This window comes from Mycobacterium sp. NGS17, from assembly GCF_059813205.1.
Map to the genome: position 1 here is coordinate 747,183 of NZ_JCALED010000001.1, position 19,283 is coordinate 766,465.

Consider the following 19,283-nt stretch of genomic DNA (forward strand, 5'->3'; position numbering starts at 1 on the left):
TGCTGTGAGCGAAGGGCCGGGTCACCGACCGTGGGGTGAGAACCCGACGCCTGCAAACACACCCGGCCAGCCCCCGGGCGCCCCCTGGCAATCCGACGCCGGATGGCCAGAACAGTGGGGTCAAGGCGGCCAGGCGGCCCCGTTCGGGCAGCCCGCGTACGGGTCGTGGTCCTCGCCACCGCCGGTCACCGTCGCCAACTTCAACGGGCCGCACGGCAGCCCCGGTCAGCGCAATCGCAAGCCACTGATCATCGGACTGAGCGTGGCCGCCGTCGTCATCGTCGTCATCGTCATCACCGTGATCGCCGTCAGCAGCGGTGGCGGCTCGGGCAGCGCCGGCGATGCGGCCAAGGGCTACCTCGAAGCGCTTGCCCGCGGCGACGCGCAAGCCGCGCTGACGTACAGCACCGACCAGCCCGCGTCCAAAGACTTTCTGACCGACGACATCCTCAAACGGCAGATCGCGCGGTGGCCGATCACCGACATCAAGATCCTCGACGACAATTCCGCCCGCGGCTTCGGCTTCGGCCAGGTGCATGTCTCGGCGAAATTCGGCGAGAACACCTCGGACGTGACCATGTCGATCAAGAAGGCGGGCAGCGACTGGAAGCTCGATCACGCCGCGATCAAGGTGGACACCCTCAACGCGGGCATCGAGCAGGCCGCCGTCAAGACCGCGACGTTCTTCGACAAGCCCGTCGGCACCGCACCGGTGTACGTCTTTCCCGGTTGGGTGGACGTCGCCAGCACCAATCCGAATCTGGCCGTCACGTTGAAAAAGCCGTTCCTGCTTGACAATTTGACGGCATCGGGCGCGTACTTCAACGACCTGGAGTTCAAACTCAGCGACAGGGGGTTGTCGGCGACCAGCGCCGCGATATCGGCCGCGCTGGCCAATTGCGCGAACTCGAACCAACTGCGACCGCCCGACTGCCCCCAACACGCCTTCGACTACGACCTGGTGGACGGGACCGCGGCCTGGGGCAAGCCGGACATCGGTGGGCTCAAGATCAACCTGTTCGACCCCTTCCGACTCGAGGCGACCTTCTCCGGGTCGGTCAACTTCCCGCTGACCGCCCAGACCCGGTCGGGTGGCACCAAAACGAGCGTGGTCAACGCGTTCGTATCCGGCAACGCCGACGAGTCGCAGACGCCGCCGGCGGTCTCGCTGCGCTGACGCTTGCGGCGGGACCCCGAAGTCGAAATACCACCTCGGTGGCCAAGCAAGCGCTTGGTTGATACTCTGATCGGGTGGACCGAGCGCCCGGTCAGGCCAACAGCCGTCGAGACGAGTTACTGGAGCTTGCCGCGACCATGTTCGCCGAGCGTGGCTTGCGCGCCACCACCGTCCGCGACATCGCCGACAGCGCCGGCATCCTGTCCGGCAGTCTGTATCACCACTTCTCCTCCAAAGAGGAGATGGTCGACGAGCTCTTGCGAAGTTTTCTGGACTGGTTGTTCGCGCGCTACCGCGAGATCGTGGACAGCGAGGCCAACCCCTTGGAGCGGCTCAAGGGACTGTTCATGGCGTCGTTCGAGGCGATCGAGCACCGGCACGCGCAGGTCGTCATCTACCAGGACGAGGCCCAGCGGCTGTTGTCCCAGCCCCGGTTCGCCTACATCGAGGACATGAACCGGCAACAGCGCAAGATGTGGCTCGAGTTGCTCAATCAGGGCGTCGAGCAGGGCTACTTTCGCCCCGACCTCGACGTCGACCTGATCTACCGCTTCATCCGGGACACCACGTGGGTGTCGGTGCGCTGGTATCAGCCGGGCGGGCCACTCACTGCGGAGCAAGTCGGTCAGCAATACCTCGCCATCGTTCTCGGCGGAATCACTGCGGGATCAAACAAGATCGAAGAAGGAGTCCGAAATGACTGAGGCGTACGTCATCGACGCTGTGCGTACCGCGGTCGGCAAGCGCGGGGGATCGCTGGCCGGGATTCACCCGGTGGACCTGGGTGCCCTGGGCTGGCGCGGGCTGCTGGACCGGGTCGACGTCGATCCCGCCGCCGTTGACGACGTGATCGCCGGCTGTGTCGATGCCATCGGCGCGCAGGCCGGCAACATCGCCCGCCTCTCGTGGCTGGCCGCCGGCTATCCCGAAGAGGTTCCCGGCGTCACCGTCGACCGGCAGTGCGGTTCCAGCCAGCAGGCCATTTCCTTTGGCGCACAGGCGGTTCTGTCCGGCACGGCCGACCTCATCGTCGCCGGCGGCGTGCAGAACATGAGCCAGATCCCGATCTCGTCGGCCATGACGGTGGGCGAGCAGTTCGGATTCACCTCGCCCACCAACGAATCCAAGCAGTGGCTGCACCGCTACGGCGACCAGGAGATCTCGCAGTTCCGCGGTTCGGAGCTGATCGCCGAGAAGTGGAACCTGTCGCGCGAGGAGATGGAGCGCTACGCGCTGACCAGTCACGAGCGCGCGTTCGCGGCCATCCGCGGCGGCCACTTCGACAACGAGATCATCACCGTCGAAACGGAATCCGGGCCGTTCCGGGTCGATGAGGGTCCGCGCGAGTCGTCGCTGGAGAAGATGGCCGGGCTCAAGCCGCTGGTCGAGGGTGGCCGGCTGACGGCGGCCATGGCCAGTCAGATTTCCGACGGCGCCAGTGCCGTGCTGCTGGCGTCCGAGAAGGCCGTCAAGGAGCACAACCTGACCCCGCGGGCCCGCATCCATCACATCAGCGCTCGCGCCGCCGACCCGGTCTTCATGCTGACCGGGCCCATCCCGGCGACGCGCTATGCACTCGACAAGGCCGGGCTGTCGATCGATGACATCGACACCGTCGAGATCAACGAGGCTTTCGCGCCGGTGGTGTTGGCGTGGCTCAAGGAGATCAAGGCCGACCCGGAAAAGGTCAACCCCAACGGTGGCGCGATCGCGCTCGGCCACCCCCTGGGTGCCACCGGCGCCAAGCTGTTCACCACCATGCTCAACGAGCTCGAGCGCATCGGCGGCCGCTACGGTCTGCAGACGATGTGCGAAGGGGGCGGCACGGCCAACGTCACGATCATCGAGCGTCTGTAGCCGCCTGGAACGGGTGGGCGATCAGCCCCGGGTCGGATCGAACTCGAGTACTTGGGTGAGCCGAATGTTGTTGCCGGACGGGTCGCGGAAGGAAGTGTCGATGCCGTACGCCTGCCGGGTGGGAGGATCGTTGAACGTAACACCGCGAGCGGACAATTCGTCGTAGCGAGCCTGGCAATCGTCGGTTTCCAAGAACAAAGTGCCGCCCGCCCCCTTGGCCACCAGTTCGGCTAGCTGTGTGCTGGACTCGGCGTCGAGCATCGGTGGTTTCGGAACGGGCATCAGCACCAGCCCGACATCGTCTTGCCCGACGGGTCCGACGCACAGCCACCGAAAGTTCCACGCCTCCATCGTCACGTCCGCTCGGATCTCCCAGCCGAGCGTCTTGGTGTAGAACTCCAGCGCTGCGTCTTGGTCATGCACCCAGAATTGGGCGTTCGCGATCTTGAGCATCGGTTCTCCTGAGTTTGGTCTGTCGCTTTTGAAGCTACGGAGGTCGCGGTTCGCAGTCTTCTCGAAACGTGCGGTTTTGCGGGCGTCCGTAAGCCAGCGCGACACAGCGTGGAATTCGCACGTGGCGTTCGGCAGGCGGGAACTTGTTCCGGTACGCCTGCGGCGTGCCGCCGAACATGCGGCGAAAGCTGGTGGTGAACGAGCCGACGCTTTCCCAGCCGACGGCGAAGCAAACGGCGGCGACCGTCCAGTCCGTGGTGCGCAGCAACGCCGCGGCTCGTTCGAGCCGCCGCGTCAGTAGGTACTGGTGCGGCGACTCGCCGAACGTCCGCTTGAAGAGGCGACTGAAGTGGGCAGGTGACAAACCCGCGGCCGCCGCCAGATCGGCGACGGAGAGCGGCTCGTGATAACGGGCGTCGACCAGGTCTTTGGCGCGCAGAAGATGTCGGGCTGTTGGTGCAGCTGCCACCCGCATAGTGTGCCGCACCTCCAAACGCTCAGCGGGTAGCCACGACCAGACCGATGCCGCCCAGGGCGAGTAGCCAGCTCGTGAAGCTGCCGACCAGGAAGTACTCGGTCACCTCGTCGATGCCGACGGCGCCGTTGCGGTTCGTTTGGGCGTTCAATTCCGGAAACCGGATGATGCCCTTGGCCGCGACGACGGCGCTGGCCGCGGCCACCTGTCCGCCGACGCCGAGGCTCAGGATCAGCAGGCGTTCCATCGGGCCCAACAGCCTGCCGCCCTTGAGCCGGTCCGACGGCTGCGGCTCGCCGGCCGGTCGCACCGCGCCCACCGAGCCAAGCACCAAGCGCACCAGCTGATTTGCGGTGGCGAACTGGACCAAGACCACGCCGACGAGCATCAGCAGCCGGGTCGGCGTGACGTGGCCGAGAGGCAGGTGAACCCAGGCCGACCACCGCGCCACGGCGCCATCGGCCGGTGACGACCAGCCGGACATCACCGCCAGCAACGCCAGCGCGGAGCCGAAAACGGCCAATGGTGCGCCCTGCGCGGTGCCGGTGCGTTCGCTTCGCGCGCATAGCCATTCCCAGGCGATCACCGCCGCGGCCGCCAGCACGAGCAATGCGATGTCACCGGCACGCCACAGGGCGCCCAGCGCCGCGCATGCCGAGACGGTGACCGGTCCGATCAACAGCGGCGGCCAGACCGCGCTGGCCGCTCGCCGGCAGAAATCGGCGACGCCCAGTGCGATGAGCAAAACCGCGATGACGCTCACGGCAGGCTCCGAAGATATTGGCTGGCAACAACAATCAGGTCCAGGCCGTCGCGGCTGGCGCGCTGAGAAACCGCCGACGGGGTGATGCCCTCGTCCGCGGCGAGCTCCTTTTTGGTCCGGCCGGTCATCAACCCCCTCACAATCCGCAACGATCTCTCATCGAGCGATCCAAGCAGATGGTCCCGACAGATCAGGGCCGCGTTGACCGCGGCGACGTCGCCGCGCGTCTCGCCGTCGGCCCGGAAGGTCGTGCGTATCAGCGTGAAGCCGGGCTGTCGCTGAGCGTGTGCGGTCTGCTGGATCGCCTCCCGCGCGGTCCACCAGCCCGGTCCGTCCTGGATTCCCGCGTCGGCGTCGAGGATGGTGACCGCGCCCCAGCCGATGCCGAACCGGACATCGACTGCGGGGCCGACGGCGAGCCGCAGCCCCAGGGCGGCATCGATCGCCGCGCCCACGGTCGGGTAGCTGCCCTGGAACTCGTCGCCGACGGTGAACGCCGGCGGGTCGATTGCGTCGCGGACGGCTTGCCGCAGGGCGCTCGCCAGGATCTGATGCAGCCCCGGGCGATCGGCGGCGCGGCGGGAACCGACGACGTCACCGATGAGGGTCGCCCGTGGTGAAGAACTTAGCTTCATCGAGCCCATTTGAAGATTATAGCTTAATAGCGGATCAATTTAGTTATAAGCTTCATCCGGGTCGCCGACTGGCGGGTTACGCCCCGTCCACCAGCCCGGACGCCGCCTGCAGATGCTTGATCGCGTCGCGCACGATGCCCTCGATCAGCTCGGCACATGACGGCAGGTCTTCGAGAATGCCGGCCACCTGCCCGGAAGCCAGCACGCCGGCCTCGGTGTTGCCGTCCACCAGGCCGGCCTTCAACAGCATTGGCGTGTTGGCCGCCATCACCACCTGCGACCAGGTCAGCTCCTTGCCGTGGCGCATCGCCAGGCCGTCGCTGATCATCGACCGCCAGGTCATCTGCGACATGTGTTTGAACTTGGCGGCGTTGCGCACCGCGGCAGTCAGGCCCCTGATCGGCGTGCCGCTTTCCAGCTTCTCGACGAGGCCGGTGCGCAGCACCCGGTGCGGCATGCCGTCCACCCGCGTCGTGACGACGGTGCCGTCCAGCGCCGACTCCAGGTAGCGACGTTTCACCGCGTCCGGCACCGTCGAATCCGAGGTGAGCAAAAAGCGGGTGCCCATCGCGACGCCGGCGGCGCCGTAACTCAACGCGGCCGCCAGGCCGCGCCCGTCGAAGAAGCCGCCGGCCGCGATCACCGGAATACCGTTGCCCTGCACGGCATCCAGGACCGAGGGCAGCAACAAGGTCGTGGCGACGGGCCCGGTGTGGCCGCCACCCTCGCCGCCCTGCACGATCATCGCGTCGGCGCCCCAGCTCGCCACTTTGCGGGCGTGCTTGGCCGCACCGATCGACGGAATCACCACGGCGCCGGCATCTTTCAGCCGGGCGATGAGTTCCTGCTTGGGTGCCAGGGCGAAGGACGCCACCTTGACGCCTTCGCGGATCATCAGGTCGACGCGGTCGCCGGCGTCGGCGGCATCGGCGCGGATGTTCACGCCGAACGGCTTGTCGGTGGCGGCCTTGACCTTGCCGATGGCCGTCGCCAATTCGTCCAGGGTCATGGTTGCCGAGGCCAGGATGCCCAGCCCGCCGGCGTTGGCGGTGGCGGACACCAGCCGGGCGCCGGCCACCCAGCCCATCCCGGTTTGCACCACCGGGTGCTCGACACCGACCAGCTCGGTCAGCGGCGTGCGCAATTTCATCAACGGATCTCCCTGTCGCGCAGGGCCTTCGGGTCGATGACCTCGCGGATCAAGCGCAGTTCGTCCTCGGTCGGCAATCGGGTCTCCGCCGCGGTGTCCAGGCCGTGGATGTCGAACGACGTGTTTTCGGCTACCTCGTCCCCCGTGACGCCGGGATGCAGCGACACCGCCCGCATCGTACGGTCCGGGCCGCCGAAGTCGAAGACGCCGAGGTTGGACACCACCCGATACGTGTTGGCGAAGCGGAACGCCGGGTTGTCGGGATCGACGTTGTCCCAGCCGATCCCGCAGACGACGTCGACCTTCTCGCAGAACACCCGCTTGGAGTGGTTGCCCACCCAGTAGCTGGTCGCGTGGTTGATGGCGTTGCCGGGCGCGCCGCGGACACCGAACATCTGGCGTTTGGGCTGCTGCAGCGGGCCGAACGCCGAGATGTTCTGATTGCCAAAGCGGTCAACCTGATTGGCGCCCATCACCACGTGGCGGCGGCCCCACGCCAGGGTTTCAAAGACGCGGCCGAACGGCATCCAGCCCTCGACGGGTGCCGACGCGCCCAGGGCGGGGGTCTCGGACAGCAGCTGCGCCTCGCCGTCGGTGAGCAAAATATCCGGCGAGAAGGTCAGCCGGGCCAGTCGGGCCCCCACCGAGGCCATGTTCGTCATCGGGCTCACCATGATTTCGCCGGCGCCCCGGAACAATTCGGCGCAGGCGACCGCGCAGACCTCGGGGCGGGTGATCGCGTCGCGGCTCATGACGATGTCTCCTCTTTGAAAGCGCGCACGGCCGCCTGGTAGTCCTCTTCGCTGCCCGACAGGTACGTCTGCACGAACTGCTGCCAACCCTCGTCCGTCGAGGCCGCTTCGGCGTAGTGCCGCTGGAATTTCTCGTCTCGGCCGTAATCCGGTGCGGCGGTGGTGAAGTGGGCGCCACCCGGCGCCTCCACCACGCCGTCGACCATCATGCGGTTGATAAGCAGGGCCTGCGGCGGGACCGCCTTGACCAACTCCTGGGTGGACACGATGCGCTCGACCGACAGGAAGCGCCTCTCGGCGGCCATCAAAAACAGGTCGTCAAAGTACGGGTCGATCCCGGTGTAGGCCGCATTGCCTTGCGCGTCACCGAGATTGAGGTGCGCGAATGCGGCGTCCAGGCGCAGCGCGGGCATTGCGAGCAATGTCTCGTGCCCGCCCCCCGGTGCCGGGTACGGGCTGGTCACCGTCCGCAGTTCGCCCTCCCAGAAGTCCAGCACCGAGCTCCCCAGCCCGGCCCGAATCGGCAGGAACGGCAGGCGTTGCGCCGCGGCCTGCAGTCCGCAACGCAGCATGCCTTCATCCATCTCGCGGGCCTCGATCGCGCCACCCGCGCGGGCCTTGGCGAACCAGGGGTCGTAGAAGGGCGGGGAGTCGAGCGAAACGAATCCGTAGTAGACCCGCTTGACCTTTCCCGCCGAACACAGCAGGCCGAGGTCCGGCCCGCCGTAGGTGACGACGGTCAGGTCGGTGACGTCGGTGCGCAGCAGCGCGCGCACGAACGCCATCGGCTTGCGCCGCGATCCCCAGCCACCGATACCGATCGTCATGCCGCTGCGCAACTGCGCGACGGCCTCGTCGAGAGTGGTTCTTTTGTCGCTCAAGATTTTTCACCCTTCGTCGTACCGGCGAACGCGTCGCGGTGCTCGTCGGACACCCCGGCGAGGTTGAGCTCGAAGGTAAAGCCTTGCTCCATGCGGTAACTCGAGTTGACTCGTTGCACGTCGATGAGGTTCAGCGCCTCCTTGGCGGCCCGGATGACGCGGGTGTCTTTGGCGGCGATGTCGCGCGCGACCCGCAACGCGGCCTCGTCCAGCTCGTCGCGCGGCACCACCTCGTGCACCGAACCGAAGTGGTGCAGGGTGGCGGCGTCGACGGTGGCCGCGGTGAAGAACAGCCGCCGCATCATGTGCTGCGGAACCAGTCGCGACAGGTGCGTCGCCGCGCCGAGCGCGCCGCGTTCCACCTCGGGCAGCCCGAAGGTGGCGTCGTCGGAGGCCACGATGACGTCGGAATTGCCGACCAGCCCGATGCCGCCGCCGACGCAGAATCCGTTCACCGCCGCGACGACGGGCACCGCGCACTCGTAGACCGCGCGGAACGCGGCGAAGCACCCGCGGTTGGCGTCGATCAGGGCGGTGAATCCCTCGGTGCGCTGCATCTCCTTGATGTCGACCCCGGCGTTGAAGCCCCGGCCCTCTGCGCGCAGGATCACCACGTGGGTGTTGGGGTCTTGGCCGGCCGCGGTGATGGTGTCGGCGAGGTCGAACCAGCCGCGCGACGGGATGGCGTTGACGGGCGGGAAGTCGACGGTGACCGCGACGATGCCCGGTTCGGTGATTGTGGATGTGATGGGCAAGGTGCCACTTCCTTGTGGGGGTAACTACCTAAGCAAGCACTTGCTTGGTACGCTAGCACAGTGACTCGCGCCGAAGCATGCCCCCCTTCTGACGCCATCAAGTTGGGGCTGGCCGGGCGGGTCGTTCTCGTCACCGGCGGTGTGCGCGGGGTGGGTTCTGGCATCAGCTCGGTTTTCGCCGAGCAGGGCGCCACCGTCGTCACCTGTGCGCGGCGGCCGGTCGAGGGATCGCCGTATGAATTCCACTCCTGCGACGTCCGCGACGACGACGCCGTCAAAGCCTTGATCGACACCATCGTGGACCGGCACGGCCGGCTAGACGTCGTCGTCAACAACGCGGGGGGATCGCCCTACGTGCTGACCGCCGAATCCAGCGCCAAGTTCAACCGCAAGATCATCGAGCTGAATCTGATTGGTGCGCTGTCGGTTTCGCAGCACGCGAACGCTCACATGCAAACCCAGCGGGGCGGGTCGATCATCAACATCTGCAGCCTGTCCGGCCGCCGCCCCTCCCCGGGCACGGGCGCCTACGGGGCGGCCAAGGCCGGCCTGGAAAGCCTCACCCAAACCCTCGCCGTGGAGTGGGGCCCGAAGGTGCGGGTCAACGCCTGTGTGGTCGGCATGGTGGAGACCGAGCAGTCCGAGCTGTTCTATGGCGACGCCGACTCCATCGCCGCTATCTCGAAGAATGTGCCGCTGGGCCGGTTGGCCAAGCCCGAGGATGTCGGCTGGGCCGCAGCGTTTTTGGCTTCGGACGCGGCCGCCTATATCAGCGGCGCTTCGTTAGAGGTGCACGGTGGCGGCGAGCCGCCGCACTATCTGTCCACGACGACCGCCAGCGCGGTCAAGTAGAGGAGACAAGGGCTATGGGAGTGGTTGACGGCCGTGTCGTCATCGTCACCGGAGCGGGCGGCGGTATCGGTCGCGCGCATGCACTGGCGTTCGCGGAAGAGGGCGCGCGGGTGGTGGTCAACGACATCGGGGTGGGCCTGGACGGTTCGCCGGCCGGCGGCGGCAGCGCCGCCCAGACCGTCGTCGACGAAATCACCGCCGCCGGTGGCGAAGCCGTCGCGGACGGCTCCAACATCGCGGATTGGGACCAGGCGGCGAACCTGATCAAAACCGCCGTCGAAACCTATGGCGGCCTAGACGTTTTGGTGAACAACGCCGGCATCGTGCGTGACAGGATGATGGCCAACACCAGCGAAGAGGAATTCGACGCCGTCATCGCCGTGCACCTCAAGGGGCACTTCGCCACGATGCGCCACGCCGCGTCGTACTGGCGTGGCCTGTCCAAGGAGGGCAAAACCGTTGACGCCCGGATCATCAACACGAGCTCGGGCGCCGGCCTGCAGGGCAGCGTCGGGCAGGGCAACTACAGCGCCGCCAAGGCCGGCATCGCGGCGATGACGTTGGTCGGTGCCGCCGAGATGGGGCGCTACGGTGTCACCGTCAACGCCATCGCGCCTTCGGCCCGCACCCGCATGACCGAGACGGTGTTCGCCGAGATGATGGCGACGCAGGACCAGGACTTTGACGCCATGGCCCCGGAAAACATTTCACCGCTGGTGGTTTGGCTGGGCAGCGCCGAATCGCGCGACGTCACCGGCAAGGTGTTCGAGGTCGAGGGTGGCAAGATCCGTGTCGCCGAGGGCTGGGCGCACGGGCCGGAGATCGACAAGGGCGCGAGGTGGGATCCCGCGGAACTGGGACGCGTCGTCGCCGATCTGCTCGCCAAGGCCCGACGGCCGGTTCCCGTCTACGGCGCCTAGCGCGGTTCGCACACCACCAGCGGGATAACTCGATCGGCGGCCTCGCGGTACTTGCGGTAGGGCGGGTACATCCGCGTCAATTGTGGCCAATACCGTTGGCGCTCAGCCTCTGTGGCGTCGCGCGCGATCAAGTCCAGGCGCTGGGCGCGGATTTGCACCCGCACGTCGGGGTTTTCTTTCAGGTTGAGATACCACGACGGATCCTTGTCGCGCCCGCCGAAGGACGCGGGCAGGATCACCCGCGCGCCGTCGCGCAGGTACAGCGTCGCGGTGGTTCGCGGCTCGTCGGATTTGCGCCCGGTAGTGGTCAGCAGGGCCGCCGGGAACCGCAGCAGCTTCGCCCCGACCTTGCCGTTGGTTCGTCGGTACAACCAGATATGGGCGCGCGCGAAATACTTGAGCAGCAGGGCAATCGGGCGCGAATTACGGATCCAGCGGCGGTCGGTCATGGTGCCCTGATGATTCCCCACTCGGGCGGCAGGGAAACTCAGGGATCGCAGATGACGATCGGGATGACCCGATCGGTCCACGACCGGTAGTCGTCGAACGACGGATACATGGCATCCAGCTTCGGCCAGTACTCGGCGCGTTCCGCCTCGGTGGCATCGCGGGCCCGCAGTCGCAGGACCTCGTCCTTGATCTGCACAAAGACTTCGGGGTTGGCCTTGAGGTTGAAGTACCACTGGGGGTGTTTGTCACTGCCTCCCTTGGAGGCGACCAGAATCACCCGGTTCCCCTCGCGCAGGTAGAGCAGCGGGCTGACCCGGGGTTCACCGCTCTTGCGACCCGTGGTGGTGAGCAGCGCGACCGGCGCTTTCTGGAACGTGTTGCCCAGCTTTCCGTTGCTGCGCTGATAAATCCATGCGTTGCTCTTGGCCATCCACTTGATGATGAAGCCGACCCACGGGGCATTGAGTGAACGAGGCTTCGGTTTCGGCATGCGAGCTCCTTGACGTCCTCACCGCTGGATAAAGGGTTGGAAGCGAACCTTGATGTGATGGATTTCGGCTTTCCCGCTTGCGCTTTCGGCCGGAATCACGAAGGTCTCGTCGACGTGTGCGGCGAGCCGCCGACCACCGAACGCCGCCCTGGTCAGCACCCGGTACGCCGCGTGCACCCGGTCGCCGTCGATGCGGTAGTCCGGTGGTGTCGTGTCCGCGAGCAACCGGTACTGGATTCCGCGATTGAGGCTGCGCCGCAGGTGATTTCCCGAGAAGCCGTTCTTGATTCCCTGCTCGATGCGGGTGCACCCGCGCGCGAACGGAACGGCGTCACCCTCATGGCTGACGAGCGCGTCGATGTATGACTGCGCCGCGGCGATGCGGCTCTCTTCGGGGACGATCAAGGGCGGGGCTAGATGCGTTCGATGATGGTGCCGGTCGACAGGGCGCCGCCCGCGCACATGGTGATCAGCGCGGTCGTCTGGTCGGTGCGCTCCAGCTCGTGCAGCGCGGTGGTGATGAGCCGGCTTCCGGTGCTGCCGACCGGGTGCCCCAGCGCGATGGCCCCGCCGTTGACGTTGACCTTGGCCATGTCGGGATCGTGCACCCGTGCCCACGACAGCACCACCGAGGCGAACGCCTCGTTGATCTCGGTGATGTCGATGTCGCCCATCTTCATCCCGGCCTTCTCCAGCACCTTCGCCGTCGACTGCACCGGGCCGTCCAGGTGGTAGTACGGCTCGGCCCCGACCAGCGCCTGGCTGACGATGCGGGCTCGCGGCCGCAGGCCCAGCGCCTTGGCCTTGTCCTCGTCCATCCACAGCACCGCCGCCGCGCCGTCGGAGATCTGCGACGACGTTCCCGCGGTGTGGATTCCGCCCTCGAGCACGGGCTTCAGCGCGGAGAGGCCCGACAGGGTGGTGTCGCGCAGGCCCTGGTCGCGGCTGATCGTGACGCGCTCGGACGTCGGTTGTTTGTTCTCGTCGAGCGCCGGGGCCTCGATCGGGGAGATCTCGCGATCGAAACGGCCTTCTTCCCACGCCTGCTTGGCTTTGGTCTGGGACGCCAGGCCGAATTCGTCGATCTCGTCGCGAGTGATGCCGCGCCGCTTGGCGATCCGCTCGGCCGCGGTGAACTGGTCGGGAAGGTCGATGTCCCACGACGACGGGCGCAGGATGGTGCGGTCGGGACCCGCGTTCGCGCCGAGCCCGACGCGGCTCATGGCCTCGATGCCGCACGCGATGCCGATGTCGATGGCGCCCGCCGCGATAAGACCGGCGACCAGGCCGTTGGCCTGCTGGCCGCTGCCGCACTGGCAGTCCACGGTCATCGCACCGACGTGCTCGGGCAGGCCCGCGACGAGCCAGCTGACGCGCGTGATGTTGTTGGACTGCTCGCCGAACTGCGTGACGCAGCCGCCGACGATCTGCTCGACCATATCTATTTCGAAGCCGGAGTCGGCTCGTACCTTCTCCACGAGGGCCTTCTGCGTGGCCCCCAGCAACTCGGTGGCGTGCAGACCGGACAGCCACCCGTTCCGTTTGCCGATGGGGCTGCGAGTGGCTTCGACGATGACAGGGTTACCCATTCCGTCAGGCTAGAACACGTTTCATTACTCTGACAAGCGAGGATGGTGACCTGCCTTTTATCTGCGCAGGAGGCGTGTTTTACTGGCACTAGAACACGTTGCAATTAGTGTTGTAAAAGGAGCGCACCCTACATGGCACCCCCCAACATTCCCGCCGATTTCGACTTTCTCGACCCCGACGTCAACCTCGCCGGGCTGCCCGTCGAGGAGCTCGCCCAGCTTCGCAAGGCGGAGCCGATCCACTGGGTCGACATCCCGGATGGCGCGGGCGGGTTCGAGGACCACGGCTACTGGCTCGTCACCAAGCACGCCGACGTCAAGGAGGTGTCCAAGCGCAGCGACGTCTTCTCGAGCTGGATGAACGGCGCCATCCCGACCTGGCCGCCGGAGATGAAGCGGGAGCAGGTCGAGCTGCAGCGCAGCGTGATGCTGAACATGGACGCGCCGCACCACACCCGGCTGCGCAAGATCATCTCCCGCGGGTTCACCCCACGGGCCATCGGGCGGCTGGAAGCCGAACTGGCCCAGCGTGCCCAGAACATCGCCGCGACCGCCGCCAAAGAGGGCAGCGGCGACTTCGTCGAACAGGTCTCGTGCGAGCTGCCGCTGCAGGCCATCGCCGGTCTGCTCGGCGTTCCCCAGGAGGATCGGGACAAGCTGTTCCGCTGGTCCAATGAGATGACCGGTGGCACCGACCCCGAATACGCCCACGTCGACCCCGCGCAGTCGTCGCTGGAACTGATCACCTACGCCATGGCGATGGCGGCGGAGCGCAGCAAGAACCCCACCGACGACATCGTCACCACGCTGATCGAGGCCGACATCGACGGCGAGAAGCTCTCCGATGACGAGTTCGGTTTCTTCGTGGTCATGCTGGCGGTGGCGGGCAACGAAACGACGCGGAACTCCATCACCCACGGCATGATCGCGATGGCGAACAACCCCGATCAATGGGAGCTGTTCAAGAAGGAGCGGCCGGTGACCACGGCCGACGAGATCATCCGGTGGGCCACTCCGGTTTCGGCCTTCCAGCGCACGGCCAATGAGGACACGGAGCTGTCCGGCGTGCCGATCAAGAAGGGTCAGCGGGTGGTGATGTCGTATCGGTCGGCCAACTTCGACGAAGAGGTCTTCCAAGATCCGCACACCTTCAACATCCTGCGCGACCCGAACCCACACGTCGGCTTCGGCGGCACCGGCGCCCACTACTGCATCGGTGCGAACCTCGCCCGCATGACGATCAACCTGATCTTCAACGCGGTCGCCGATCACATGCCGGACCTCAAGCCGATCGGCGAGCCCGAGCGGTTGCGGTCGGGGTGGCTCAACGGCATCAAGCACTGGCAGGTCGACTACGCCGGCAAGCCCGCGGTGACGTCCTGATGGACTTCGACCTCACCGCGACGCAACAGGCCGTCGCCGATGTCGTCACGTCGGTGTTCGAGCGTGAATTGAGTTGGGACGCTTTGGTCGACGGCGGTGTCACGGCACTACCGGTGCCGGAGCGCCTCGGTGGCGACGGCGTCGGCCTAGCGGAGGTCGCCACCGTGCTGACCGAGATCGGCCGCCACGGCGCCATCACGCCGGCCCTGGCCACCCTGGGTTTCGGCGTACTGCCACTGCTCGATCTGGCCTCCGATGAACAGCAGGACCGGTTTTTGGCCGGCGTCGCCAAGGGCGCCGTGCTGACCGCCGCCCTCAACGAGCCGGGTGCGGCGCTGCCGGACCGGCCGTCGACCACCTTCGCGGGCGGCCGCCTGTCGGGCACCAAGGTCGGCGTCGGCTATGCGGGACAAGCGGATTGGATCGTCGTCACGGCCGACAGCGCGGTCGTCGTCGTGCCGTCGAAGGCCGACGGTGTCGACATGGTCCAAACCCCCACCTCGAACGACTCCGAGGAGTACACGGTCACGTTCGCCGACGTCGCGGTCGAAGACTCGAACGTGTTGGCGGGCGCGACGGCGTCCCGGGTCAACCAGTTGGTGCTGGCCGCCGCCGGCGCCTACGCCGACGGCCTGGTCGCCGGGGCGCTGCGGCTGACCGCCGACTACGTGGCCAACCGCAAACAGTTCGGCAAGCCACTGTCGACGTTCCAAACCGTCGCCGCTCAGCTCGCCGAGGTCTACATCGCCTCGCGCACAATCAATTTGGCGGCGAAGTCGGTTGCGTGGCGGCTGTCGGAAGGCCGGGACGCGGACGACGACCTGGATGTCCTCGGCTACTGGATCACGTCACAGGCGCCGCCGGTCATGCAGATCTGCCATCACCTGCACGGCGGGATGGGGATGGACATCACCTATCCGATGCACCGGTACTACTCCACGATCAAGGACCTGTCCCGGCTGCTGGGCGGTTCTTCTCATCGTCTCGACCTGGTGGGAGCGCAATGTTCATAGACCTGACTCCGGAGCAGCGCCAGCTGCAAGCGGAACTACGGGAATACTTTTCGAACCTGATCTCGTCCGACGAGATGAAGGCGATGGAGCAGGACCGGCACAACGAGGCCTACCGCGCGGTGATCCGGCGGATGGGTAAGGACCGCAAACTCGGCGTCGGATGGCCGAAGGAGTTCGGCGGCTTGGGCTTCGGCCCCATCGAGCAGTCGATCTTCGTCAACGAGGCGCATCGGGCCGACGTGCCGCTGCCCGCGGTGACGCTGCAGACGGTCGGTCCGGTGCTGCAGCAGTTCGGCAGCGAGGAACAGAAGAAGAAATTCCTGCCCGCCATCCTGGCCGGCGAGGTGCACTTCGCGATCGGCTACACCGAGCCCGAGGCCGGCACCGACCTCGCCTCCCTGCGGACGACCGCGGTGCGCCAGGGCGACGAGTACATCGTCAACGGGCAGAAGATCTTCACCACCGGCGCCCACGACGCCGACTACATCTGGCTGGCCTGCCGCACCGACCCGGAAGCCGTGAAGCACAAAGGCATTTCGATCCTGATCGTCGACACGAAGGACCCCGGCTACTCCTGGACGCCGATCATCTTGTCCGACGGTGCCCACCACACCAACGCCACCTATTACAACGACGTGCGGGTGCCCGCCGACATGCTGGTCGGCGAGGAGAACGGCGGGTGGCGGCTGATCACCACCCAGCTCAACAACGAACGCGTCATGCTGGGCCCGGCGGGCCGGACCGCCGGCATCTACGACCGGGTGCACGCCTGGGCGTCCAAGCCGGGCAGCGACGGCGTCACGCCGATCGATCACCAGGACGTCAAGCGGGCGCTCGGCGAGATCCATGCCATGTGGCGGATCAACGAGCTGCTCAACTGGCAGGTGGCCGCCGCCGGTGAGGACATCAACGTGGCCGATGCCGCGTCGACGAAAGTCTTTGGCACCGAGAAGATTCAGTACATCGGCCGGCTCGCCGAGGAGATCGTCGGCAAGTACGGCAACCCCGCCGATTCGGATACCGCCGACCTGTTGAAGTGGCTGGACTCGCAGACCAAGCGCAACCTGGTCATCACCTTCGGCGGCGGCGTGAACGAAGTGATGCGGGAGATGATCGCCGCGGCCGGACTCAAAGTGCCGAGGGTGCCTCGATGACCGACATCAAGGAAGCGGTCGCGGAGATCACCGCCACCGTCGTGGCTGCCCCGCGCCAGGCCCGGGATCCGGTGAACCAGCCGACGATCAACAACTGGGTTGAGGCGCTCGGGGACCGCAACCCGATCTACGTCGACGAGGCCGCCGCTCAGGCCGCCGGCCATCCCGGAATCGTCGCGCCGCCGGCCATGATTCAGGTGTGGACCATGTTCGGGCTGGGTGGGGAACGCCCGACCGACGACCCCATGGGCCCGATCATGCAGTTGTTCGACGAGGCCGGCTACATCGGGGTGGTCGCCACCAACTGCGAGCAGACCTACCATCGGTATCTGCGTCCGGGCGAGCAGGTCACGGTCGTCTCCGAGATGCGCGACGTGGTCGGCCCGAAGCAGACGGGGCTCGGCGAGGGATGGTTCATCAACCAGCACATCACCTGGCGGGTCGGTGACGAGGATGTCGCCGAAATGGCCTGGCGCATTCTGAAATTCAGGCCTCGCGAAGATTCCGGCGCGACCGGGTCCGTCCCGCAGGACCTGGACGCCGACGCCATGATGCGACCGGCGGTGTCGCGTGACACCGCCTTCTTCTGGGAGGGCGTGGCGGCGCACGAGCTGCGCATCCAGCGCCTCGCCGATGGCGCCCTGCAGCACCCGCCGGTGCCTGCGGTGTGGCAGGATAAGGCCGAACCCATCGACTACGCGGTGGCCAGCGGCCGTGGCACAGTGTTCAGCTTCGTGGTGCACCACGCGCCGAAGGTGCCCGGGCGCACGCTGCCGTTCGTGATCGCACTGGTCGAACTGGAAGAGGGCGTCCGCATGCTCGGCGAGCTACGCAACGTCGAGGCCGCCGAAATCAAAATCGGAATGCCGGTCCGCGCAACCTATATCGACTTCCCGGCCGGTGAGTCCGGCCCGGAGTGGAGCCTCTACGCCTGGGAGCCCTTGGGAGATCGAGCATGAGTGCACTCGTCGTTGAAGTGGGCACCACCCTGCCCGAACTCAAGCTGCACGGCACGCCGACGTTCATCATCTCAACGGCCCTGGCCACCAGGGACTTTCAGGATGTGCACCACGACCGGGACCTGGCCCAGGCCAAGGGTTCCAAGGACATCTTCGTCAACATCCTCACCGACACCGGCCTGGTGCAGCGTTATGTCACCGACTGGGCGGGCCCAACGGCGCTGATCAAGTCGATCGGCCTGCGGCTCGGCGTGCCGTGGTATGCCTACGACACCGTCACCTTCTCCGGCGAGGTGACCGCCATCGACGACGGCCTGATCACGCTGAAGGTGTTCGGCCGCAACAGCCTTGGTGATCACGTCATCGCGAACGTGACGCTGACGATCGGGGGTTCGTAGATGTTGTCGGGTAAGGCCGCGATCGTCGGTATCGGCGCCACCGACTTCTCCAAGGACTCCGGCCGCAGCGAGCTGCGGCTGGCCGCGGAGGCTGTGCTGGATGCGCTCGACGACGCCGGGTTGAGCCCCTCCGATGTCGACGGGCTGACCACCTTCACGATGGACACCAACAACGAGACCGCCGTCGCGCGTGCGGTCGGCATCGGTGACTTGAAGTTCTTCTCCCAAATCGGGTACGGCGGCGGCGCCGCGTGCGCGACCGTCCAGCAGGCGGCGATCGCCGTAGCCACCGGGGTGGCCGACGTCGTCGTCGCGTACCGGGCGTTCAACGAGCGTTCGGGCATGCGGTTCGGTCAGGTACAGACGCGGTTGGTGGGAAACGCCGGGGTGCAGGCCGATTCGACCGCGGCGGACAATTCGTTTTCCTATCCGCACGGCCTTTCCACGCCGGCCGCGCAGGTCGCGATGATCGCCCAGCGCTACATGCATCTGTCGGGTGCCAGCAGCCGGGACTTCGGTGCGATTTCGGTGGCCGACCGCAAGCACGCGGCCAAGAACCCGAAGGCGTACTTCTACGAGAAGCCGATAACCATTGAGGATCACCAGAATTCGCGGTGGATCGCCGAGCCGCTGCGGCTGCTGGACTGTTGCCAGGAGACCGACGGCGCGGTCGCCATCGTGGTGACGTCGCCGGAGCGCGCGAAGGATCTCAAGCAGCGGCCGGCGATCATCGAAGCGGCCGCGCAGGGCTCCAGTCCCGACCAGTACACGATGGTCAGCTACTACCGGCCGGAGCTCGGCTTGCCCGAGATGGGGGTCGTTGGCCGGCAGCTGTGGGCGCAGTCGGGGCTGAAGCCGACCGACATCCAGACCGCCGTGCTCTACGACCACTTCACCCCTTTCACGCTGATTCAGTTGGAGGAGTTGGGATTCTGCGGCAAGGGTGAGGCCAAGGACTACATCGCCGACGGTGCCATCGAGATCGGTGGGCGGCTGCCCATCAACACCCACGGGGGCCAGCTCGGCGAGGCGTACATCCACGGCATGAACGGCATCGCCGAGGGAGTGCGCCAATTGCGGGGCACCTCGGTGAATCCGGTGCCCAACGTCGAGCACGTGCTCGTCACCGCGGGAACCGGCGTGCCCACGTCGGGCCTGATCTTGGGCTAGGACCTGG

Annotated in this window: 23 protein-coding genes; 11 read left to right on the forward strand and 12 right to left on the reverse strand. The window is 66.7% G+C overall.

Annotated features, from left to right (window positions below; all coding sequences use genetic code 11):
- The first annotated feature begins 4 nt into the window (after positions 1-4).
- The 3 genes from AC5Y7E_RS03670 (at position 5) to fadA6 (ending at position 3,034) form a co-directional block, all read left to right on the forward strand.
- Complete coding sequence (locus tag AC5Y7E_RS03670; protein ID WP_499916958.1) at positions 5-1,177, forward strand: hypothetical protein; 1,173 nt, start codon at positions 5-7, stop codon at positions 1,175-1,177.
- Positions 1,178-1,251: 74 nt separating this feature from the next.
- Positions 1,252-1,881: a TetR family transcriptional regulator KstR2 gene (gene kstR2, locus AC5Y7E_RS03675; protein WP_499947458.1), complete on the forward strand. Its 630-nt coding sequence runs from the start codon at positions 1,252-1,254 to the stop codon at positions 1,879-1,881.
- Positions 1,874-3,034 carry a steroid 3-ketoacyl-CoA thiolase FadA6 gene (fadA6, locus tag AC5Y7E_RS03680; protein ID WP_499916954.1) on the forward strand — a complete coding sequence of 387 codons (1,161 nt, stop codon included), beginning with the start codon at positions 1,874-1,876 and terminating at the stop codon, positions 3,032-3,034. The genes kstR2 and fadA6 overlap by 8 nt, the downstream gene beginning before the upstream one ends.
- A 21-nt stretch (positions 3,035-3,055) precedes the next feature.
- Here the strand turns inward: fadA6 and AC5Y7E_RS03685 are convergent, their stop codons facing one another.
- The 8 genes from AC5Y7E_RS03685 to echA20 all read right to left on the reverse strand — a co-directional run bounded on the left by AC5Y7E_RS03685 (position 3,056) and on the right by echA20 (position 8,898).
- The gene (locus AC5Y7E_RS03685; protein ID WP_499916952.1) at positions 3,056-3,487 is read right to left on the reverse strand and encodes a VOC family protein; all 432 of its coding nucleotides are present in this window, start codon (positions 3,485-3,487) and stop codon (positions 3,056-3,058) included.
- A gap of 34 nt (positions 3,488-3,521) precedes the next feature.
- Positions 3,522-3,956, reverse strand: coding sequence for a helix-turn-helix domain-containing protein (locus tag AC5Y7E_RS03690; protein ID WP_499947459.1), 435 nt, complete (start codon positions 3,954-3,956; stop codon positions 3,522-3,524).
- Positions 3,957-3,984: 28 nt separating this feature from the next.
- Entirely contained in the window at positions 3,985-4,725 is a 741-nt protein-coding gene (locus tag AC5Y7E_RS03695) for a hypothetical protein (RefSeq protein ID WP_499947460.1), read from the reverse strand.
- Entirely contained in the window at positions 4,722-5,360 is a 639-nt protein-coding gene (locus AC5Y7E_RS03700) for a SatD family protein (RefSeq protein WP_499947461.1), read from the reverse strand. The genes AC5Y7E_RS03695 and AC5Y7E_RS03700 overlap by 4 nt, the downstream gene beginning before the upstream one ends.
- 76 nt (positions 5,361-5,436) lie before the next feature.
- Positions 5,437-6,510: a (3aS,4S,5R,7aS)-5-hydroxy-7a-methyl-1-oxo-octahydro-1H-indene-4-carboxyl-CoA dehydrogenase gene (gene ipdC / locus AC5Y7E_RS03705; protein WP_499947462.1), complete on the reverse strand. Its 1,074-nt coding sequence runs from the start codon at positions 6,508-6,510 to the stop codon at positions 5,437-5,439.
- Positions 6,510-7,262 carry a cholesterol ring-cleaving hydrolase subunit IpdB gene (gene ipdB, locus AC5Y7E_RS03710; RefSeq protein ID WP_499947463.1) on the reverse strand — a complete coding sequence of 251 codons (753 nt, stop codon included), beginning with the start codon at positions 7,260-7,262 and terminating at the stop codon, positions 6,510-6,512. The genes ipdC and ipdB overlap by 1 nt, the downstream gene beginning before the upstream one ends.
- Positions 7,259-8,143 (reverse strand): cholesterol ring-cleaving hydrolase subunit IpdA, encoded by an 885-nt coding sequence (gene ipdA, locus AC5Y7E_RS03715; protein ID WP_499947464.1) that lies wholly within the window; start codon positions 8,141-8,143, stop codon positions 7,259-7,261. Before ipdA ends, ipdB begins: the two co-directional genes overlap by 4 nt.
- A complete protein-coding gene (gene echA20, locus AC5Y7E_RS03720; RefSeq protein ID WP_499947465.1) occupies positions 8,140-8,898 on the reverse strand; it encodes a (7aS)-7a-methyl-1,5-dioxo-2,3,5,6,7,7a-hexahydro-1H-indene-carboxyl-CoA hydrolase in 759 nt (252 codons plus the stop codon). The genes ipdA and echA20 overlap by 4 nt, the downstream gene beginning before the upstream one ends.
- A 96-nt stretch (positions 8,899-8,994) precedes the next feature.
- Between echA20 and AC5Y7E_RS03725 the strand changes: the two genes are divergently transcribed.
- Both AC5Y7E_RS03725 and AC5Y7E_RS03730 read left to right on the forward strand, forming a co-directional pair.
- Entirely contained in the window at positions 8,995-9,750 is a 756-nt protein-coding gene (locus AC5Y7E_RS03725; RefSeq protein WP_499917628.1) for an SDR family oxidoreductase, read from the forward strand.
- A 14-nt stretch (positions 9,751-9,764) separates the two neighbouring features.
- The gene (locus tag AC5Y7E_RS03730; RefSeq protein WP_499947466.1) at positions 9,765-10,670 is read left to right on the forward strand and encodes an SDR family oxidoreductase; all 906 of its coding nucleotides are present in this window, start codon (positions 9,765-9,767) and stop codon (positions 10,668-10,670) included.
- Here the strand turns inward: AC5Y7E_RS03730 and AC5Y7E_RS03735 are convergent.
- Genes AC5Y7E_RS03735 through AC5Y7E_RS03750 form a run of 4 tightly spaced genes read right to left on the reverse strand, consistent with a single transcriptional unit; the run spans position 10,667 to position 13,199 of the window.
- Complete coding sequence (locus AC5Y7E_RS03735) at positions 10,667-11,119, reverse strand: nitroreductase family deazaflavin-dependent oxidoreductase (protein WP_499947467.1); 453 nt, start codon at positions 11,117-11,119, stop codon at positions 10,667-10,669. The genes AC5Y7E_RS03730 and AC5Y7E_RS03735 overlap by 4 nt on opposite strands.
- A gap of 38 nt (positions 11,120-11,157) precedes the next feature.
- On the reverse strand, positions 11,158-11,610 hold the full coding sequence (locus tag AC5Y7E_RS03740) for a nitroreductase family deazaflavin-dependent oxidoreductase (RefSeq protein ID WP_499947468.1): 453 nt from the start codon (positions 11,608-11,610) through the stop codon (positions 11,158-11,160).
- An 18-nt stretch (positions 11,611-11,628) separates the two neighbouring features.
- Positions 11,629-12,015 carry a DUF8021 domain-containing protein gene (locus tag AC5Y7E_RS03745; protein WP_499947469.1) on the reverse strand — a complete coding sequence of 129 codons (387 nt, stop codon included), beginning with the start codon at positions 12,013-12,015 and terminating at the stop codon, positions 11,629-11,631.
- A gap of 8 nt (positions 12,016-12,023) precedes the next feature.
- On the reverse strand, positions 12,024-13,199 hold the full coding sequence (locus AC5Y7E_RS03750; protein ID WP_499916929.1) for a steroid 3-ketoacyl-CoA thiolase: 1,176 nt from the start codon (positions 13,197-13,199) through the stop codon (positions 12,024-12,026).
- A gap of 132 nt (positions 13,200-13,331) precedes the next feature.
- Here AC5Y7E_RS03750 and AC5Y7E_RS03755 point away from each other — a divergent pair, with 132 nt between their 5' ends.
- Genes AC5Y7E_RS03755 through ltp2 form a run of 6 tightly spaced genes read left to right on the forward strand, consistent with a single transcriptional unit; the run spans position 13,332 to position 19,276 of the window.
- Positions 13,332-14,582, forward strand: a complete 1,251-nt coding sequence (locus tag AC5Y7E_RS03755; RefSeq protein WP_499916927.1) for a cytochrome P450 — start codon at positions 13,332-13,334, stop codon at positions 14,580-14,582.
- On the forward strand, positions 14,582-15,595 hold the full coding sequence (locus AC5Y7E_RS03760; protein ID WP_499947470.1) for an acyl-CoA dehydrogenase family protein: 1,014 nt from the start codon (positions 14,582-14,584) through the stop codon (positions 15,593-15,595). The genes AC5Y7E_RS03755 and AC5Y7E_RS03760 overlap by 1 nt, the downstream gene beginning before the upstream one ends.
- The gene (gene fadE29, locus AC5Y7E_RS03765) at positions 15,586-16,749 is read left to right on the forward strand and encodes an acyl-CoA dehydrogenase FadE29 (RefSeq protein ID WP_499947471.1); all 1,164 of its coding nucleotides are present in this window, start codon (positions 15,586-15,588) and stop codon (positions 16,747-16,749) included. The genes AC5Y7E_RS03760 and fadE29 overlap by 10 nt, the downstream gene beginning before the upstream one ends.
- The gene (locus AC5Y7E_RS03770; protein WP_499947472.1) at positions 16,746-17,708 is read left to right on the forward strand and encodes a bifunctional MaoC family dehydratase N-terminal/OB-fold nucleic acid binding domain-containing protein; all 963 of its coding nucleotides are present in this window, start codon (positions 16,746-16,748) and stop codon (positions 17,706-17,708) included. Before fadE29 ends, AC5Y7E_RS03770 begins: the two co-directional genes overlap by 4 nt.
- On the forward strand, positions 17,705-18,106 hold the full coding sequence (locus AC5Y7E_RS03775; RefSeq protein ID WP_499947473.1) for a MaoC family dehydratase: 402 nt from the start codon (positions 17,705-17,707) through the stop codon (positions 18,104-18,106). The genes AC5Y7E_RS03770 and AC5Y7E_RS03775 overlap by 4 nt, the downstream gene beginning before the upstream one ends.
- Positions 18,107-19,276, forward strand: coding sequence for a 17-hydroxy-3-oxo-4-pregnene-20-carboxyl-CoA lyase (gene ltp2, locus AC5Y7E_RS03780; RefSeq protein WP_499947474.1), 1,170 nt, complete (start codon positions 18,107-18,109; stop codon positions 19,274-19,276).
- The last annotated feature ends 7 nt before the right edge of the window (positions 19,277-19,283 follow it).

Bases quoted from the DNA above. Each gene is read 5' to 3' on its own strand.
- AC5Y7E_RS03735 (WP_499947467.1), bottom strand. From the start codon at position 11,119: ATGACCGACCGCCGCTGGATCCGTAATTCGCGCCCGATTGCCCTGCTG.
- AC5Y7E_RS03740 (WP_499947468.1), bottom strand. From the start codon at position 11,610: ATGCCGAAACCGAAGCCTCGTTCACTCAATGCCCCGTGGGTCGGCTTC.
- AC5Y7E_RS03685 (WP_499916952.1), bottom strand. From the start codon at position 3,487: ATGCTCAAGATCGCGAACGCCCAATTCTGGGTGCATGACCAAGACGCA.
- ipdB (WP_499947463.1), bottom strand. From the start codon at position 7,262: ATGAGCCGCGACGCGATCACCCGCCCCGAGGTCTGCGCGGTCGCCTGC.
- AC5Y7E_RS03730 (WP_499947466.1), top strand. From the start codon at position 9,765: ATGGGAGTGGTTGACGGCCGTGTCGTCATCGTCACCGGAGCGGGCGGC.
- AC5Y7E_RS03700 (WP_499947461.1), bottom strand. From the start codon at position 5,360: ATGAAGCTAAGTTCTTCACCACGGGCGACCCTCATCGGTGACGTCGTC.
- AC5Y7E_RS03760 (WP_499947470.1), top strand. From the start codon at position 14,582: ATGGACTTCGACCTCACCGCGACGCAACAGGCCGTCGCCGATGTCGTC.
- AC5Y7E_RS03775 (WP_499947473.1), top strand. From the start codon at position 17,705: ATGAGTGCACTCGTCGTTGAAGTGGGCACCACCCTGCCCGAACTCAAG.
- AC5Y7E_RS03755 (WP_499916927.1), top strand. From the start codon at position 13,332: ATGGCACCCCCCAACATTCCCGCCGATTTCGACTTTCTCGACCCCGAC.
- AC5Y7E_RS03770 (WP_499947472.1), top strand. From the start codon at position 16,746: ATGACCGACATCAAGGAAGCGGTCGCGGAGATCACCGCCACCGTCGTG.
- ipdC (WP_499947462.1), bottom strand. From the start codon at position 6,510: ATGAAATTGCGCACGCCGCTGACCGAGCTGGTCGGTGTCGAGCACCCG.
- fadE29 (WP_499947471.1), top strand. From the start codon at position 15,586: ATGTTCATAGACCTGACTCCGGAGCAGCGCCAGCTGCAAGCGGAACTA.
- ltp2 (WP_499947474.1), top strand. From the start codon at position 18,107: ATGTTGTCGGGTAAGGCCGCGATCGTCGGTATCGGCGCCACCGACTTC.
- fadA6 (WP_499916954.1), top strand. From the start codon at position 1,874: ATGACTGAGGCGTACGTCATCGACGCTGTGCGTACCGCGGTCGGCAAG.
- AC5Y7E_RS03750 (WP_499916929.1), bottom strand. From the start codon at position 13,199: ATGGGTAACCCTGTCATCGTCGAAGCCACTCGCAGCCCCATCGGCAAA.